Raw genomic sequence first — 14,582 nt, forward strand, 5'->3', positions numbered from 1 at the left:
TACACCCATGCGCGACAACCTCACCGACTACGCACACATCTTTCTGAACGATGTGCCCATGATGGACGTGCGTGCGCCGGTGGAGTTTGCGCAGGGCGCGTTTCCAGGCACCGTCAATCTGCCCCTGATGGACGACAGCGAGCGGCAGAAGGTAGGCACCTGCTACAAGCAGCAGGGCCAGCAGGCGGCCATTGCGCTGGGCCACACACTGGTGTCCGGGCGCACACGGCAAGACCGTATAGAAGCCTGGGCCGGGTTTGCCAGGGCGCACGCACAGCACGGGGTGCTGTACTGCTTTCGTGGCGGGCTGCGCTCGCAGATCGTGCAGCAGTGGCTTTACAGCGAGGCGGGTATTGCCTACCCGCGCGTCATTGGCGGCTACAAGGCCTTGCGAAGCTTTTTGCTCGACACCACCGAAGCGGCCGCGTCGCAGTGCGGTTTTTATGTACTCAGTGGCCTGACCGGCACGGGCAAGACGGAACTGCTGGCGCAGCTGCCCCACGGGCTGGACCTGGAAGGCCATGCCAACCACCGCGGCTCCAGCTTTGGCAGCCGCGTTAGCGGCCAGCCCGCGCAGATCGATTTTGAGAACCGCCTGGCCATCGACATCCTGAAAAAACGCGCAGCAGGCCACCAGACCCTGGTGGTGGAAGACGAAGGCCGCCACGTGGGCAGGTGCGCCGTGCCGCTACCGTTGCGCCAGCGGCTGGAGCAGGTGCCCATCGTCTGTCTGACGGACGACTTTGACGGCCGCGTCGAGCGCATATTGCAGGACTACGTGGTGCAGCAATGCGCCGCTTTTGTGGCCGCGCAGGGGCCGCAGGCGGGTGTTGACCTGTTTGCCGCACGCCTGCTGGAGAGCCTGGACAAACTGGTCAAGCGTCTGGGCGGGACACTGCACCAGAGCCTGCGCGCGGCAATGCAACGCGCACTGGCGGTGCAGAAAGACACCGGCAACGCCGAGTTGCACCGCGACTGGATCACCGTGCTGATGCGCCATTACTACGACCCCATGTACGCCTTTCAGCGCAGCAACCGCGCGGAACGCATTTGCTTTGAAGGGGACCATGCGGCCGTGCTGGCGTATTTGCGCGAACATCCTCTGGGCGGCTGACAGGCGGCAGGCTGTTTTAGCAGCCGTCAGCGCCGCCGCCACTACGCATTGCGCTCAGGCACTGCCCACCAGCCAGGCAGCAGCCTGCGCACCTCATCGCGCGCGAACCGGTCGTCCATCAGATGCACCACGCCCTCGTCGCTGGGCGTGCGTATCACCCGCCCCGCCGCTTGCACGACCTTTTGCAGGCCGGGGTACAGGTAGGTGTAGTCATACCCCGCGCCAAACAGCGCCTGCATGCGCTCGCGGATCTGTTCGTTCACCGGGTTGACCTGCGGCAGCCCCAGGGTGGCCAGAAAAGCGCCGATGAGCCGGTTGCCCGGCAGGTCGATTCCCTCGGCAAACGCACCGCCCAGCACCGCGAATGCAATGCCCTGGCCGGAGTCGGTGAAGCGGGCCAGAAACTCGCGCTGCTCGTCCTCCAGCATGCGGCGCGCCTGCGCCCAGTGCGGCACATCGGGATGCTGGTCTGCAAACAGGGCGGCCGCTTGCTGCAGGTAGTCATAGCTGCTGAAAAACGCCAGATAGTTGCCCGGCCGCACGCGAAACTGCTGGGCCATCAGCGCGACGATGGGCGCCAGCGATGCACTGCGGTGCGTGTAGCGGGTGGAGATGTGCCGTGCCACCTGCACCTTGAGCTGCGCAGCGGCAAACGGCGATTCCACATCCACCCACACATGGTCTTCTGGCAACCCCAGCAAGTCGGCGTAGTAGCGCGCGGGCTGCAGCGTGGCCGAAAACAGCGTGCAGGTGTGCGCGGCGGCAAAACGCGGCTGCAGAAACGGTGCGGGCACCAAGTTGCGGATGCAGACCACCGAATCGCCTGGCCTGGGAGCCCCATGGGGCCCGGCTGCACGAGCCTGGGTGATGTCCACCATCGAATGCGCGTCCAGCAGGTCGGCCATGCGCTGCAAATGCAGCGCGTCGAAGTAGAAGGTCTGCAGTGCGCCAGCGGGCTCGGCAGGGTGGTCGGTGAAATGCTCGCTGAGGGTGGTGGTGCACTGCTGCAGCGCGGCCCGCAGCCTGTCGGGGAAGTCTTTCAGCACCGTGTAGGGCGCAGTGTGCGCCTTGTCCAGTGCCACCCAGGCGCGGCGCACCTTGTCGAGCGCCTTTTTCACCGGTGCGTGCTGCGCGGCGGTGGCGCTGCTGCGGGCCTGGGCCAGGGCGGCGGGGTGCAGCTCGGCCGTGAACATCTTGCGGCCGCGCTCCACCAGGTTGTGGGCCTCGTCCACCAGCAGCGCCGTGCACCACTGGTTGGCCTGGGCGAGGCCGTGCAGCAGCCCGCCCAGGTCAAAGTAGTAGTTGTAGTCGCCCACCACCACATCGGCCCAGCGGGCCAGCTCTTGGCTCAGGTAATAGGGGCACACGTCGTGCTGCAGGGCCACTTCGCGTACGCGGGCCTGCAGGAAGGCGGGCGCGGGTTTACTTTCGATGTTGGTGGCCACGGCTGCGGCCCGAGCGGCGGGCAGCCGGTCGTAAAAGCCCCGTGCCAGCGGGCAGGATTCGCCGTGGCAGGCCTTGTCCGGGTGTTCGCACGCCTTGTCGCGCGCCACCAGCTCCAGCACACGCAGGGGCAGGGCCGGGGCGCTGTCCGAGAGGCGCGCGAGCGCATCCAGCGCTGTCTGGCGCCCCGAGGTCTTGGCGGCCAGAAAAAACACCTTGTCGATGCGCTGTGCCGGTGCGGCCTTGAGCAACGGGAACAGTGTGCCCATGGTCTTGCCAATGCCGGTGGGGGCCTGCGCCAGCAGGCAGCGCCCCGCTACCGCCGCCTTGTAAACCGCCTCTGCCAGCGGGCGCTGGCCGGTGCGAAAGCCACCAAACGGAAAGGTCAGCGCGTTCAGTGCCGCATCGCGCAACGCGCGGTGGGCCACCTGCTGTTCGGCCCAGGCGATGAAGCGCTGGCAGTGGGCGTCGAAGTGCTGGCGCAGTGCGTCGGCGCTGCAGCGTTCGGTGAACACCGTTTCCTGCTGCGTGCCCACTTCCACATACACCAGCGCCACGTCAATGTGCGTCAGCTGGTCCCGTTCGCACAACAGCCAGCCATACACCTTGGCCTGGGCCCAGTGCAGCTGGCGGTGTGATGCAGGCTGGCGGTCGAGCCGGCCCTTGAAGGTCTTGATCTCGTCGATGCGCTGGGCCTGCGCGTCATAGCCATCGGCGCGGCCCCGCACCTGCAGGCCCAGGTAGCCGCCGCTCAGGGCCACTTCTGCCCGGTAACCGGGGCCCCGGCGCGAGGCGGCCTGCGCATGGCCCGCCATGCCTTCCAGCGCGGTAGGTGCCGGGGTGAAGCGCAAGTCCAGATCGCCTTCCTTGGCCGTGAACTCACACAGCTCGCGCACTGCCACGGTATAGGTCACGGCGGGCCGTCCTGCGGTGCCGCTGGCCCCGTGCCCGGCGCTGGTTCACCCAGGTGGCACTGGACCCCTTGCTCTTCAGCGCGCAGCGGGGTGGATTTGCACAACGCCATCCAGACGGCAAACGGCAGGGTGCAGCTGCGATGCCGCGCGGGTCGCAATTGCTCAAACCGGCCGGTGTCCAGCCCGCCGTGCAGCACCCAGATGCCAAACTGCTCGGGTATCTCCTCGGGCTCTGCAATGCCTGCCGGGAACACGTAGTAGCACTCCTCGCACAGCCAGTGGTAGGCCTGCCGCTTCGCCTCATGCCGCAGGTCTGACAGCAGGTCGGCACGGCTGTATTTGATCTCGTGCACCATGGGCTGCAAGTACGAAGGTACCGAGGTGTTGCGCACCGAATACAGGTCAGGGCGGGCCATGCGCCATACGTTGGCGGCCCGCCGTGCGGCGGGGGTGTCGTCGCCTCCGGCCCACAAGGCAGACTGCAAGGGCGTCGAGAAAGTTGCAGTGGTGATCGCTGACAGGGGGCGTTCAGCGGGTGGTACGGACTGCTGGGCCGCGCAAGCTTCTGCGCATGCTGCTGCCGCAGGGTGTTCGAGCAGTGCATGCAATGACAGTTCTGCCCACACAATGCGCCCGCCCTGCATCAACTGCGCAGCAAACTTGTGTGCCAGCCTGTCATGGCTGCTCACCGCGCGCACGTTGCGCTGGCGCGCAGCGGCCAGTGTACGGATGCCGTCTTCAGTCAGCTTCAGTGTTTCCAGCCCACCGGGGTCTGCGTGCAGGGCAATACATCCGGCAGCCAGCAGATCAATTTCGATCCCATCCCTGCACGGCCAGCCCGCCGACCGCCAGACCTGCATCAGACGTGTGTGGTGATGGCGGGTAAGGCGGATGGGTGGGGCAGGGTCTGGCAAAGGGGCGTTGGGTGACGTCATGAAATACGACCGAGCCACGCTGCATAGCCCGGCAGGGCCTTGCCGGGCTGTGCGATGGAGTTGTCCATTGTCAAACGTGCATGACCGCCCTGGAGCCTCCATAGGCCTGCAGCGCTGCCTCAGAGGCGGCCAGGCGGTCAAGCTCTGCGCACACGTCGGCCATGCGTCCGGCAATGACAAGCCTGCCCGTACCGCCCGGCGCAGCGGCCTTGCGCACGACCATGGTGGGCCGGCGTGCCGTGGCGGGCGCAGCCCATGGCGAACCTGTGGCATTGCAAGAAGGCGCCAACGGCAAAAAACCTCTGCCGGGTGCCTGCGCCAGCCGGCTCCGGGTTCTGGCTGAAGGGGCCGGGGGGTTGACGGTGAACGGCCAGTTGCCACGCGGCGGGCGCTGGCCGGGAAGGATCGCCGGACGGCTTTGGGGCGCCCGCGGTGTGTCCGGCGTCACGGCATGGTCGTGCGGCGCGGGGGCCTGCGCAGGCCGGGTGACCGGCGTGGCATAGACGGTGGATTGTTGAGCCAAAGGGCTTGTGTGGCGCAGCCAGCGGACCAGGTGGCGCAGCGGGTGGACGAGCGTCGAAAGGGTGGTCAAGGCAATTCCCATGTGAAAACTCCGAAGGTCGGGGGTTGGCCATAGGCAGGATTGCGAAGTGAACCGGCGCCGCAGGGCTGGCGTACCGGAAAAACCGGTACGCCAAACGCCCGCCACCTGCAGCGCGGCAGCTCGCGAACAGGTTCGCGAGGGGATGCGAAGGAGCGCTCTGGCTACATCAGCATGGTGTTCCGGATGAGGCCGACGGCCAGGCCTTCAATCTCAAACGGTTCACCGGGCTGCACGACGATGACCGGGTAGTCGGGGTTTTCGGGCAGCAGTTCGATGGCGGTTGCGGTACGGCGCAAGCGCTTGACGGTGACGTCGTCTCCGAGGCGCGCCACGATGATCTGGCCGTTGCGCGCTTCGCGGGTGGACTGCACCGCAAGCAGGTCACCATCCATGATGCCGGCGTCGCGCATCGACATGCCGCGCACCTTGAGCAGGTAGTCTGGCTTGTGCTGAAACAGGCTGTTTTCCACGCTGTAGGTCTGGTCCACATGCTCCTGCGCGAGAATGGGTGAACCCGCCGCCACGCGGCCCACCAAAGGCAGTACCAGCTGCGACAGGCCCGGGATGGGCAGGCTGAACTGGTTGCCGCGCGCTGCGTTGATGGAGCGCACGGTTTCGCTGCGCAACCGGATGCCGCGGGATGTGCCGCTGACCAGCTCGATCACCCCCTTGCGGGCCAGGGCCTGCAAGTGCTCTTCAGCGGCATTGGCCGACTTGAACCCCAGCTCGGCGGCAATTTCTGCCCGTGTGGGCGGGGCGCCGGTGCGGGCGATGGCAGTCTGGATGAGATCCAGAATCTGTTGCTGGCGGGCTGTGAGTTTGGGGTTGTCGAGCATGGTGGTTCCCGTTGGAGGCAGCTACAGTGGCGCACAACTGTTTTTTAATCCAGTAACTGTATTTTTCACCAGTTTTTCGGAGTGCGCAAGTGAGTGGGCAAAAAATTGTGGTTTTGGGCACCGGGGGCACGATTGCGGGCACCTCGGCGCAGGCGGGGGACAACATTGGCTACACGGCGGCCCAGGTGGGTGTCGCGCGGCTGCTGGAGGCCGTGCCCGGGTTGCAGGCGATGGCGGGCACGCTGCTGGCCGAGCAGGTGGCCCAGATTGACAGCAAGGACATGGACGGGGAGGTGTGGCGTGCTCTGGCCCTGCGCTGCGCCCACCATCTCACAGACCCTGAGGTGCGCGGGATCGTTATCACCCACGGCACCGACACGCTGGAGGAAACTGCCTGGTTCTTGCACCAGGTGCTGGACGCCCGAAAGCCCGTGGTGCTGACCTGCGCCATGCGCCCGGCCACCGCGCTGACGCCCGATGGCCCCCAGAACCTGCTGGACGCCGTGGCCGTGGCCACGGCGCCCGGCGCCACTGGCGTGCTGACGGTGGCCGCCGGGGAGGTGCATGGCGCGCGGCATGTGCAGAAGGTGCATCCGTACCGTGTCCACGCTTTCACGTCGGGCGATGTGGGACCTCTCGCGTTTGTGGAGGAGGGGGCTGTGCGTTTGACGCAAAATTGGCCTCCATCGCTTGATGGTAAAGCGCAAATAGCTATTGAAAAAATAGCAAACATCGCCACCTGGCCCCGCGTGGAAATTGTCGTCAGCCATGCAGGCGCCACCGGGGCGGTGGTGGATGTGCTGGTGCGCGATGGCGTGCAGGGCCTGGTGGTGGCCTGCACGGGCAACGGCACCATTCACCATGCGCTGGAGGCAGCGCTTGTGCGCGCGCAGGCGGCTGGTGTGAAGGTGGTGCGGTCTACGCGGTGCCCCCTGGGGCAGGTGCTGCCCAAGCCGGGGGATGTGCTTGCGGATTCGCGCGGCCTGTCTCCGGTCAAGGCGCGCATCGCCTTGATGCTGGACCTGCTTCGCTAGCCCAAGCCAAGGACTGCACGGTATGTTCGCCGATCTCAAGACCCACGTATGGGCCTACCCTGCGCTGGAAGTGGTGCACATCGTGGGCATTGCACTGCTGCTCGGTAACCTGGTGCTGCTGGAGCTGCGGGTGTTTGGGCGCGGTGCGGCGTTGCCGGTCAGGGACCTGGCCCGGCTGAGCCTGTCGGTGGCGCTGTGCGGCTTTGGCCTGGCGGCGGCCTCGGGCCTGCTGATGTTTGCCACGCAGCCTGCCGAGCTGCTCAGCAACCGCGTATTTACCTTGAAGATGCTGTTGTTAATGCTTGCAGGCTGTAATGCTGCGTGGTTCCATGGACGCGGGTCATTGGCGCGTCTGGACGGGCTGGCCCGTGCGCAGATGCTCGCATCCACCGTGGTCTGGCTGGCCGTCGTGGTTTGCGGCCGCTGGATTGCCTATGTCTAGCCAATCAAGGAGAGAACCTCTATGAGCCTGCAACGTCGTCACCTGCTCGCGGTCGCCGCAGCCCTGCCGCTGGCTGCCCGCGCCCACCACGGCTGGAGCAGTTTTGACCCCGACCGCCCCATCTACCTGGAAGGCACGGTGCGCAAGGTGCGCTGGCAAAACCCCCATGCCGAGCTGGAACTGGAACTGCCCGCCGATTTGAAGCTGCCCGCCAGTCTGGCGCAGCGGGCCGTGCCCGCCCAGGCCTCGCCGGTGGATGGCAAGGCGCTGCTGGCCAAAACCGTCTTGCCCACCCGCAAGGACCGTACATGGGAGATCGAGCTGGCGCCGCTGACCCGCATGCAGGCCTGGCAGGTGCCAGAGATCAAGCCGGGCGCGGTGCTGTCGGTGGTCGGCTTCACCCTGCGTGAGGAAAAAGGCGATGCGGTGCTGCGCGCCGAGTACCTGTTTGTGGATGGCAAGGCCTACGCGCTGCGTTCCGGGCCGGCCTGAACAACGTTTGTGAGCGGTGCTGAAAAAGCAAAGCGGCGTGCCCGGTAAGGCACGCCGCTTTTTTTTGATGGTTTGCGCGGCCCGGGAAGTTGCGGGACCGCGTTCAGCCGATCAGGCGGTAAACCCGCTCAACTGGCCAGCGCCTCGAAGGCACGCGCGGTGATTTCTTCCACGCTGCCCGTGCCACTGATGGCGCGGTACTTGGGGGCGGCATCGGGTTCGGCCTTGGCCCAGTTGCTGTAGTAGTCCACCAGAGGACGTGTCTGGTCGCTGTAGACCTGCAGGCGCTTTTGCACGGTTTCTTCCTTGTCGTCCTCGCGCTGGATCAGGTCTTCGCCGGTTACATCGTCCTTGCCAGCCACCTTGGGCGGATTGAACTTGACGTGGTAGGTGCGGCCACTGGCGGGGTGGGAGCGGCGGCCGCTCATGCGCTCGATGATGGCGTCAAAGGGCACGTCGATTTCCAGCACGTAGTCGAGCTTGACGCCCGCCGCCTTCATGGCATCGGCCTGGGGAATGGTGCGGGGGAATCCGTCAAACAGAAAGCCGTGTGCGCAGTCTGCCTGCGTGATGCGTTCCTTCACCAGCCCGATGATGATGTCATCGCTGACCAGGGCCCCGGAATCCATCACGGCCTTGGCTTGCAGGCCCAGGGGCGTGCCCGCCTTGACGGCCGCGCGCAGCATGTCGCCGGTGGAGATTTGCGGGATGCCGTACTTCTGGCAGATGAACGTGGCTTGCGTGCCCTTTCCGGCGCCAGGCGCGCCCAACAGAATCAGTCTCATGGAAGTCCTCGAAGGTTAGAAATCGGTCGGCGCCGCTGGCGCGGGCATTCGAAGGGCGCCTGAAGCCGTTCGGGTCGCCCGGGATGCGATGCTCTGGTTGCGGGCGAGGATAGCATGTGACTCCCTCGCCCTGACTTACACGGTACGCGGGCTTTCAGGGGCCGTTCTGTGGGCAGTGCAGCACATCACCCAGCCAGCAGGCGGCGAACCCGCTCCAGGTCTTGGGGCGTGTCCACACCCGGCCCGGGCGCGGTATCGGTCAGGTGCACCGCAATGCGGTGGCCATGCCACAGCGCCCGCAGCTGCTCCAGCGCTTCCACGGCCTCGGTCGGCGCGGGCGCCAGTGCCGGAAACGCGCGCAAAAAGTCCGCACGGTAACTGTAGATGCCCACGTGGCGCAAGGGCGCGAACCCCGCCAGCGCGGCCACGCCGGGCGCTGCCTCGCGGGCCGCGCCGTCCCACCAGCACGCATCGGCATGGTCGCGTGCGAACGGGATGGGCGCGCGGCTGAAATAGTGCGCCAGCCCGCGCGCGTCCAGCACGACCTTGACCACGTTGGGGTTGGTGTAGTCGGCCAGCGAGGCAATGGCGTGCGCGGCCGTGCCCATGCTGGCTTCCGGCCGGGCGGTGAGCAGGGCCGCCACCGCGTTGATGAGGCCGGGCTCCATCAGTGGCTCGTCGCCCTGCACGTTCACCACCACGTCGTCGCCCTCCAGGCCCAGCAGGGTGCAGGCTTCAGCCAGGCGGTCGCTGCCGCTGGCGTGGTCGCTGCGGGTGAGGATGGCTTCCACCCCATGCTGGCGGCAGGCGTCGAGGATGCGCACATCGTCAGCGGCCACCACGGTGCGCTGGGCGCCACTGGCGGCGGCGCGCCGGGCCACGCGCACCACCATGGGCAGGCCCGCAATGTCCGCCAGGGGCTTGTCGGGCAGGCGGCTTGACGCCATGCGGGCCGGGATCAGCACGGTAAAGCTGCCCTCGCTGGCGGCGGCGGCCGGGGTGCTCACTGCTCCAGTTCCTCGTCGGTGAGCGTGCGGGCCTCGTTCTCCAGCAGCACCGGTATGCCGTCGCGCACCGGGTAGGCCAGGCGTGCGCTGCGCGATACCAGTTCCTGGGCTTCGCGGTTGTAGGTCAGCGGGCCTTTGGTGACGGGGCAGACCAGCAGTTCAAGCAGTTTGGGATCCATGGCGGCGGGCTTTCCGGGGGAGGGTTCGTTCAGGCAGGTGGGGATGGATGATAGCGGCGGGCTCATGTCAACCGGGCTTGGCCCAGGGCTGCATCCAGGCGGGCGTCCAGTGCTTCCAAGAACCCGGGGTCGATCTGCAGTTGCAAGGGCACGGCCAGTGCATCCACGCCCTGCAGCCACAGCTTCACGGCGTCTTTTTCGGTGCAAATCAGGGTGTAGCGCTTATCAGACAAGCGCTTCCAGCTATTGAAATCATAGTGATCGGGCAGGGGCTCTGCGTGGGCCAGCGTGAGCCCCTGCGCCCGCAGCATGGCAAAGAAGTCTTCGGGCCGGGCCACGGCCGCCACCGCGTGCAACGGCTGGCCCTGCAATTGCGCCAGGGGCACCTGCGTGCCGTCCGCGCGCAGCGCATGCGGAGCCAGGGTGCGCTGCAGGCCGAACGCTGGTGCGGTGCCACCGGGCACGGCGTGGCCCGCGTGCAGCACGAAGTCCACGCTGCGCGGCCAGGGCTCGCGCAGCGGGCCCGCAGGCAGCAGAAAGCCATTGCCGATGCCTTGGTCGTTGAACACGCAGATCTCCACATCGCGCTGCAGCGCAAGGTGCTGCAGGCCGTCGTCGCACACCAGCACGTCGGTATCCGGATGGGCGGCCAGCAGGGCGCGGGCGGCGTCGATGCGGCGGGCGGCCACATACACGGGCACCGCTCCCGTACCGGGCGCCCGGCTCGCGGCCATGCTGCGCGCCATCAGTGCGGGCTCGTCACCGACATCGCTGGCGCTGCTGTGGGGCGTGGCGGCCCGGCAATCGGTGGTGCTGCGCCCGTACCCGCGGGAGATCACCCCGACGCGCAGTCCGCGCGCCACCAAATGGTGCACCAGCGCCAGAACCACGGGCGTTTTGCCAGCGCCCCCGGCAATCACATTGCCCACCACCACCACGGGCCGGCCGGGGTGCTCTGCCCGCAGCCACCCCCAGCGGTACAGGGCGCGGCGCAAGCGCACCACCAGGCCGTAGATGACCGAAACAGGCCACAGCGCCCATGCGGCCACAGAGCGCTGGTGCCAGACCTGTTGCAGGCCGCGCTGCGTGGAAGCGGTCGTGGAAGGGGTCGTGGATGAGGCGGAGGGCGGCTGCGGCCCGGCGGCAGCCATGCCCGTCAGCGGCTGGCGGCGCGGCCTGTTGCCGACGACTGCGTGGCAAAGGTGATCTGCGTGAGGCCCACGCGGCGTGCGGCCTCCATCACCGACACCACGGACTGGTGCGGCGCCATTGCATCGGCGCTGATGATGACCACGCTGTCACGCCCCGCAGCGGCGGCGGTGCGCAGCGCCTGCGCAATGGCGTCCACGCTCTTGCCGTCCACACCGGTCTTGTTGACGGCATAGCGGCCATCGGCCGCCACAGAGACGATCACCTCCTTGGGGTGGTCGCGCTGCTGCTCGGCGTCGGCCACGGGCAGGGTCAGCTGCAGTTCGGTGAACTTGCTGTAGGTGGTGGTCAGCATCAGGAAGATGAGGATCACCAGCAGCACGTCGATGAACGGGATCAGGTTGATCTCGGGCTCGTTCTTGGGACGGGGGCTGAAGTTCATGGGCGATGGCAAGGAAGCGGGCAGGCGGCCAAAAGGGGCTTTTTATTTGGCCTTGCGCAGGCGCAGGATGTGGCGCACAAACTGCTCGGACGCGAGCTCCAGCGTGAGCAGGTAGGCATCCACACGGGCGCGGAAGTAGCGCCAGAAGATCAGCGCCGGGATGGCCACGATCAGGCCGAACGCGGTGTTGTACAGCGCAATCGAGATGCCATGCGCCAGCTGCGCGGGGTTGCCGCCGCCCATGGCCTGGCCCATGCCGCCGCCACCGGCCTGCGAGCCAAAAATCTCGATCATGCCGATGACGGTGCCCAGCAGGCCCAGCAGGGGCGCGGCCGAAGCGATGGTGGCCAGGGCCGACAGGTATTTCTCCAGCCGGTGCGCCACCGCACGGCCAGCACCTTCCATGGCGGCGCGCAGGTCGGTCTCGCTGCACTGGGGGTTGCTGTTGAGGGTGCGCAGGCCGCTGGCCAGCACTTCGCCCAGCGCGGAGTTCTGCGCCAGCTGGTTCACCACGTCGGGGGTGGGCACTGCTTTGGACGACACCGTGATGGCTTCATCGAGCAATTTTGGTGGCGCGACGCGGGCCGTCTTGAGGGCCACGAACCGTTCGAAAATCAGCGCCATTCCCAGGACGGAACACGCAATCAGGGGCCAAATGGGCCAGCCTGCGGCTTGTATGATGGACAGCAAATCTCTCTCCGGGCAGATGAAAGCAATCGGCGATTATGGCCCAGCTTGCAGCGGCTTCTGCGTCACAAACAGTTACCTCGCCGCGCCCCTTTTCCCCGGCCGGTGTCACCCACAAAATCTGTGGATAACTTTGTGGGAAACCCGGTCTCCGGTCCGTGCAAAGTGGCGCCACGCCGTGGTTGCAACAGATTGATGAAAAATTGCGCAGCAAAAATGCCTTATAAAACAACAACTTGCACGTGTCTGCTTGCTGTGCGGCCGGCTCGGGCCACAGCGGCAAGCTACCCCGCCGCTCCCGTGGCGCTGTGGAGTACTCGCTCTTCAAGCCCCGCGCAAACACGCGCCGTGCCTCATGGTTGAGCGCCCAAACCAAGCAGTGGCGCCGCGTGTGTGGGAAGTTGGCGCGCTATGCCGCGCCATTGCTGATGCGCTGGAGGCAAGGTTCAATCCTGTCGCGGTGCGCGGCGAGATAACGGGCTTTTCGCGCGCATCCAGCGGACATTGCTACTTCTCGGTCAAAGACGCGACCGGCCAGTTGCGCTGCGCCATGTTCCGCCGCGCCGCCAGCCTGCTTGACTTTTCGCCGCGCGATGGCGAATTGGTGGAAGTGCGGGGGCGCCTCGGGGTGTACGAGGCGCGGGGCGACCTGCAGTTCATCGTGGAAAGCATGCAGCGCGCGGGGCAGGGCGCTTTGTTCGAACAGTTCCTGCGCCTGAAGGCGCAGCTCGACGCCGAAGGCCTGTTTGACACCGCCCGCAAGCGCCCGCTGCCCTTGCAGCCGCGGGGCATCGGTGTGGTGACGTCCACCGGGGCAGCGGCCTTGCACGACGTGGTCACGGCACTGCGCCGGCGCGTGCCGCACATCCCGGTGGTGCTGGCGCCTGCGCAGGTGCAGGGCGCTGCGGCGCCGGCCTCGCTGGTTGCGGCGCTATCAAAACTGTATCTGCTTGCGCAAGCGGGGCAAGCCCCGGAGGCTGATTTGAGCCAGAATCCGCCGATTGACGTGATTTTGCTGGTGCGCGGTGGTGGTTCCATCGAAGACCTCTGGGCGTTCAACGACGAGCAGCTCGCCCGCACCATCGTGCAAAGCCCGGTGCCCCTGGTGTGCGGCGTGGGGCATGAGACCGACTTCACCATTGCCGACTTCTGCGCCGACCTGCGCGCGCCCACGCCCACTGCCGCGGCCGAGCTGGTGGCCCAGCCGCGCGATGTGTGGCTGGGCGCCCTGGGCCTGCTGGCCGCGCGCATCAGCGACGGGGTGCAGCGCCAGCTCGATGCCCGGCACCAGCGGCTGGACCAGGCCGCGGCGCGGCTGGGCCGGCCCTCGGGCCTGGTGGCTCGCGAGCAGATGCAGCTGGCCCGCCTGGCCCAGCGCATGCGCCACGGCGTGCTCCTGAAATTGCAGCGCCTGGCGCAATCACAGCAAGCGCTGACGGCCCATTTGCCCCAGGCGCTTCAACGCAGCGTGGCGCAGCAGTCCGACCGGCTCGGCCGTGCCGCCTTGCGGCTGGAGCTGCTGGACCCGCGCCTGGTGCTGCAGCGCGGCTATGCGCTGTTGACCGACGCTGATGGCCACGCGGTGACCAGTGTGCGCCAGGCCCGTCCTGGCGATGCGCTGCGGGCCACCTTGGCCGATGGCGCAGTCGATGTGACGGTCACCCAGCCGCGGCTGCTGTGAAGCCTTGCTGAGGGCGCTCGTGTAGGACATGGCCGGTTTGTGGCCCTGGCCGCCGGTTTGGCGTGGCCCCGGGCTGCACATGTCATCTGATGTTCCTACAATGCCCCCTCGCTCTGTGCCCGACTGCGTTGCTCAGGAAAGCAAGCGTTGCAGATGGCATCCCAGAATTTCTAACCACAAGGAAACACCACCATGGAACACACCCTTCCCCCGCTGCCCTACGCCATTGACGCTCTGGCCCCGCACTACAGCCAGGAAACCCTGGAATACCATCATGGCAAGCACCACAACGCCTATGTGGTGAACCTGAACAACCTGCAAAAGGGCACCGAATTCGAATCGATGACGCTCGAAGAGATCGTCAAGAAGTCGAGCGGCGGCATCTACAACAACGCTGCGCAGATCTGGAACCACACCTTCTTCTGGAGCTGCATGGCCCCCCAGGGCGGCGGCGAGCCTTCCGGCGCGCTGGCTGCAGCCATCAACGCTAAGTGGGGCAGCTATGCCGCCTTCAAGGAAGCGTTTGTGAAGTCGGCCGTGGGCAACTTCGGCTCGGGCTGGACCTGGCTGGTGAAGAAGGCCGACGGCAGCGTGGACATCGTCAACACCGGCGCCGCCGGCACGCCCCTGACCACCGCCGACAAGGCCCTGCTGACGGTGGACGTGTGGGAACACGCGTACTACATCGACTACCGCAACATGCGCCCGAAGTTTGTCGAAACCTTCCTCGACAAGCTGGTGAACTGGAAGTTTGCCGAAGCCAACTTCGCCTGATACGCCCACGGCGGCCCGCCCTGCGCCTGTCTCGGCAGGTCAGGCGGGCAGACAAAAAAACGGC

Annotated in this window: 16 protein-coding genes; 6 read left to right on the forward strand and 10 right to left on the reverse strand. The window is 66.7% G+C overall.

What is annotated here, in order from left to right; translation table 11 throughout:
* Positions 1 to 7 precede the first annotated feature (7 nt).
* Positions 8 to 1,114, forward strand: a complete 1,107-nt coding sequence (mnmH, locus tag AAFF19_RS11965) for a tRNA 2-selenouridine(34) synthase MnmH (protein WP_008905881.1) — start codon at positions 8 to 10, stop codon at positions 1,112 to 1,114.
* Between the two features lie 41 nt (positions 1,115 to 1,155).
* On the opposite strand, the gene AAFF19_RS11970 is transcribed toward mnmH, so the two are convergent.
* From AAFF19_RS11970 to lexA, 4 genes are all read right to left on the reverse strand, one after another.
* Positions 1,156 to 3,471: an ATP-dependent DNA helicase gene (locus AAFF19_RS11970; protein WP_182119196.1), complete on the reverse strand. Its 2,316-nt coding sequence runs from the start codon at positions 3,469 to 3,471 to the stop codon at positions 1,156 to 1,158.
* A complete protein-coding gene (locus tag AAFF19_RS11975; RefSeq protein ID WP_182119268.1) occupies positions 3,468 to 4,331 on the reverse strand; it encodes a hypothetical protein in 864 nt (287 codons plus the stop codon). The genes AAFF19_RS11970 and AAFF19_RS11975 overlap by 4 nt, the downstream gene beginning before the upstream one ends.
* A gap of 145 nt (positions 4,332 to 4,476) precedes the next feature.
* Positions 4,477 to 4,998, reverse strand: coding sequence for a hypothetical protein (locus AAFF19_RS11980; RefSeq protein ID WP_182119274.1), 522 nt, complete (start codon positions 4,996 to 4,998; stop codon positions 4,477 to 4,479).
* Between the two features lie 173 nt (positions 4,999 to 5,171).
* Complete coding sequence (gene lexA, locus AAFF19_RS11985; protein WP_008905877.1) at positions 5,172 to 5,846, reverse strand: transcriptional repressor LexA; 675 nt, start codon at positions 5,844 to 5,846, stop codon at positions 5,172 to 5,174.
* 89 nt (positions 5,847 to 5,935) lie between these two features.
* Between lexA and AAFF19_RS11990 the strand changes: the two genes are divergently transcribed.
* From AAFF19_RS11990 to AAFF19_RS12000, 3 genes are read left to right on the forward strand one after another with little or no spacing between them, the layout of a single operon-like run.
* Complete coding sequence (locus AAFF19_RS11990) at positions 5,936 to 6,880, forward strand: asparaginase (RefSeq protein WP_246330848.1); 945 nt, start codon at positions 5,936 to 5,938, stop codon at positions 6,878 to 6,880.
* Between the two features lie 22 nt (positions 6,881 to 6,902).
* Positions 6,903 to 7,322, forward strand: coding sequence for a hypothetical protein (locus AAFF19_RS11995; RefSeq protein ID WP_182119195.1), 420 nt, complete (start codon positions 6,903 to 6,905; stop codon positions 7,320 to 7,322).
* A gap of 21 nt (positions 7,323 to 7,343) precedes the next feature.
* Positions 7,344 to 7,814, forward strand: coding sequence for a DUF6152 family protein (locus AAFF19_RS12000; protein ID WP_182119194.1), 471 nt, complete (start codon positions 7,344 to 7,346; stop codon positions 7,812 to 7,814).
* Between the two features lie 128 nt (positions 7,815 to 7,942).
* Here the strand turns inward: AAFF19_RS12000 and adk are convergent, their stop codons facing one another.
* From adk to AAFF19_RS12030, 6 genes are all read right to left on the reverse strand, one after another.
* Complete coding sequence (gene adk / locus AAFF19_RS12005; protein WP_182119193.1) at positions 7,943 to 8,599, reverse strand: adenylate kinase; 657 nt, start codon at positions 8,597 to 8,599, stop codon at positions 7,943 to 7,945.
* Between the two features lie 185 nt (positions 8,600 to 8,784).
* Complete coding sequence (gene kdsB, locus AAFF19_RS12010) at positions 8,785 to 9,606, reverse strand: 3-deoxy-manno-octulosonate cytidylyltransferase (RefSeq protein WP_008905872.1); 822 nt, start codon at positions 9,604 to 9,606, stop codon at positions 8,785 to 8,787.
* Complete coding sequence (locus AAFF19_RS12015) at positions 9,603 to 9,785, reverse strand: Trm112 family protein (RefSeq protein WP_008905871.1); 183 nt, start codon at positions 9,783 to 9,785, stop codon at positions 9,603 to 9,605. The genes kdsB and AAFF19_RS12015 overlap by 4 nt, the downstream gene beginning before the upstream one ends.
* 62 nt (positions 9,786 to 9,847) lie before the next feature.
* Positions 9,848 to 10,936 (reverse strand): tetraacyldisaccharide 4'-kinase, encoded by a 1,089-nt coding sequence (gene lpxK, locus AAFF19_RS12020; protein ID WP_008905870.1) that lies wholly within the window; start codon positions 10,934 to 10,936, stop codon positions 9,848 to 9,850.
* Positions 10,937 to 10,941: 5 nt separating this feature from the next.
* The gene (locus AAFF19_RS12025; protein ID WP_008905869.1) at positions 10,942 to 11,376 is read right to left on the reverse strand and encodes a biopolymer transporter ExbD; all 435 of its coding nucleotides are present in this window, start codon (positions 11,374 to 11,376) and stop codon (positions 10,942 to 10,944) included.
* A 42-nt stretch (positions 11,377 to 11,418) separates the two neighbouring features.
* Entirely contained in the window at positions 11,419 to 12,066 is a 648-nt protein-coding gene (locus AAFF19_RS12030; RefSeq protein ID WP_008905868.1) for a MotA/TolQ/ExbB proton channel family protein, read from the reverse strand.
* Between the two features lie 352 nt (positions 12,067 to 12,418).
* Between AAFF19_RS12030 and xseA the strand changes: the two genes are divergently transcribed.
* Both xseA and AAFF19_RS12040 read left to right on the forward strand, forming a co-directional pair.
* Positions 12,419 to 13,744, forward strand: coding sequence for an exodeoxyribonuclease VII large subunit (gene xseA, locus AAFF19_RS12035; protein WP_342720241.1), 1,326 nt, complete (start codon positions 12,419 to 12,421; stop codon positions 13,742 to 13,744).
* A 192-nt stretch (positions 13,745 to 13,936) separates the two neighbouring features.
* A complete protein-coding gene (locus AAFF19_RS12040) occupies positions 13,937 to 14,518 on the forward strand; it encodes a Fe-Mn family superoxide dismutase (protein WP_008905866.1) in 582 nt (193 codons plus the stop codon).
* The last annotated feature ends 64 nt before the right edge of the window (positions 14,519 to 14,582 follow it).

The sequence above is a fragment of the Acidovorax sp. FHTAMBA genome, assembly GCF_038958875.1.
Lineage (GTDB): Bacteria > Pseudomonadota > Gammaproteobacteria > Burkholderiales > Burkholderiaceae_C > Acidovorax.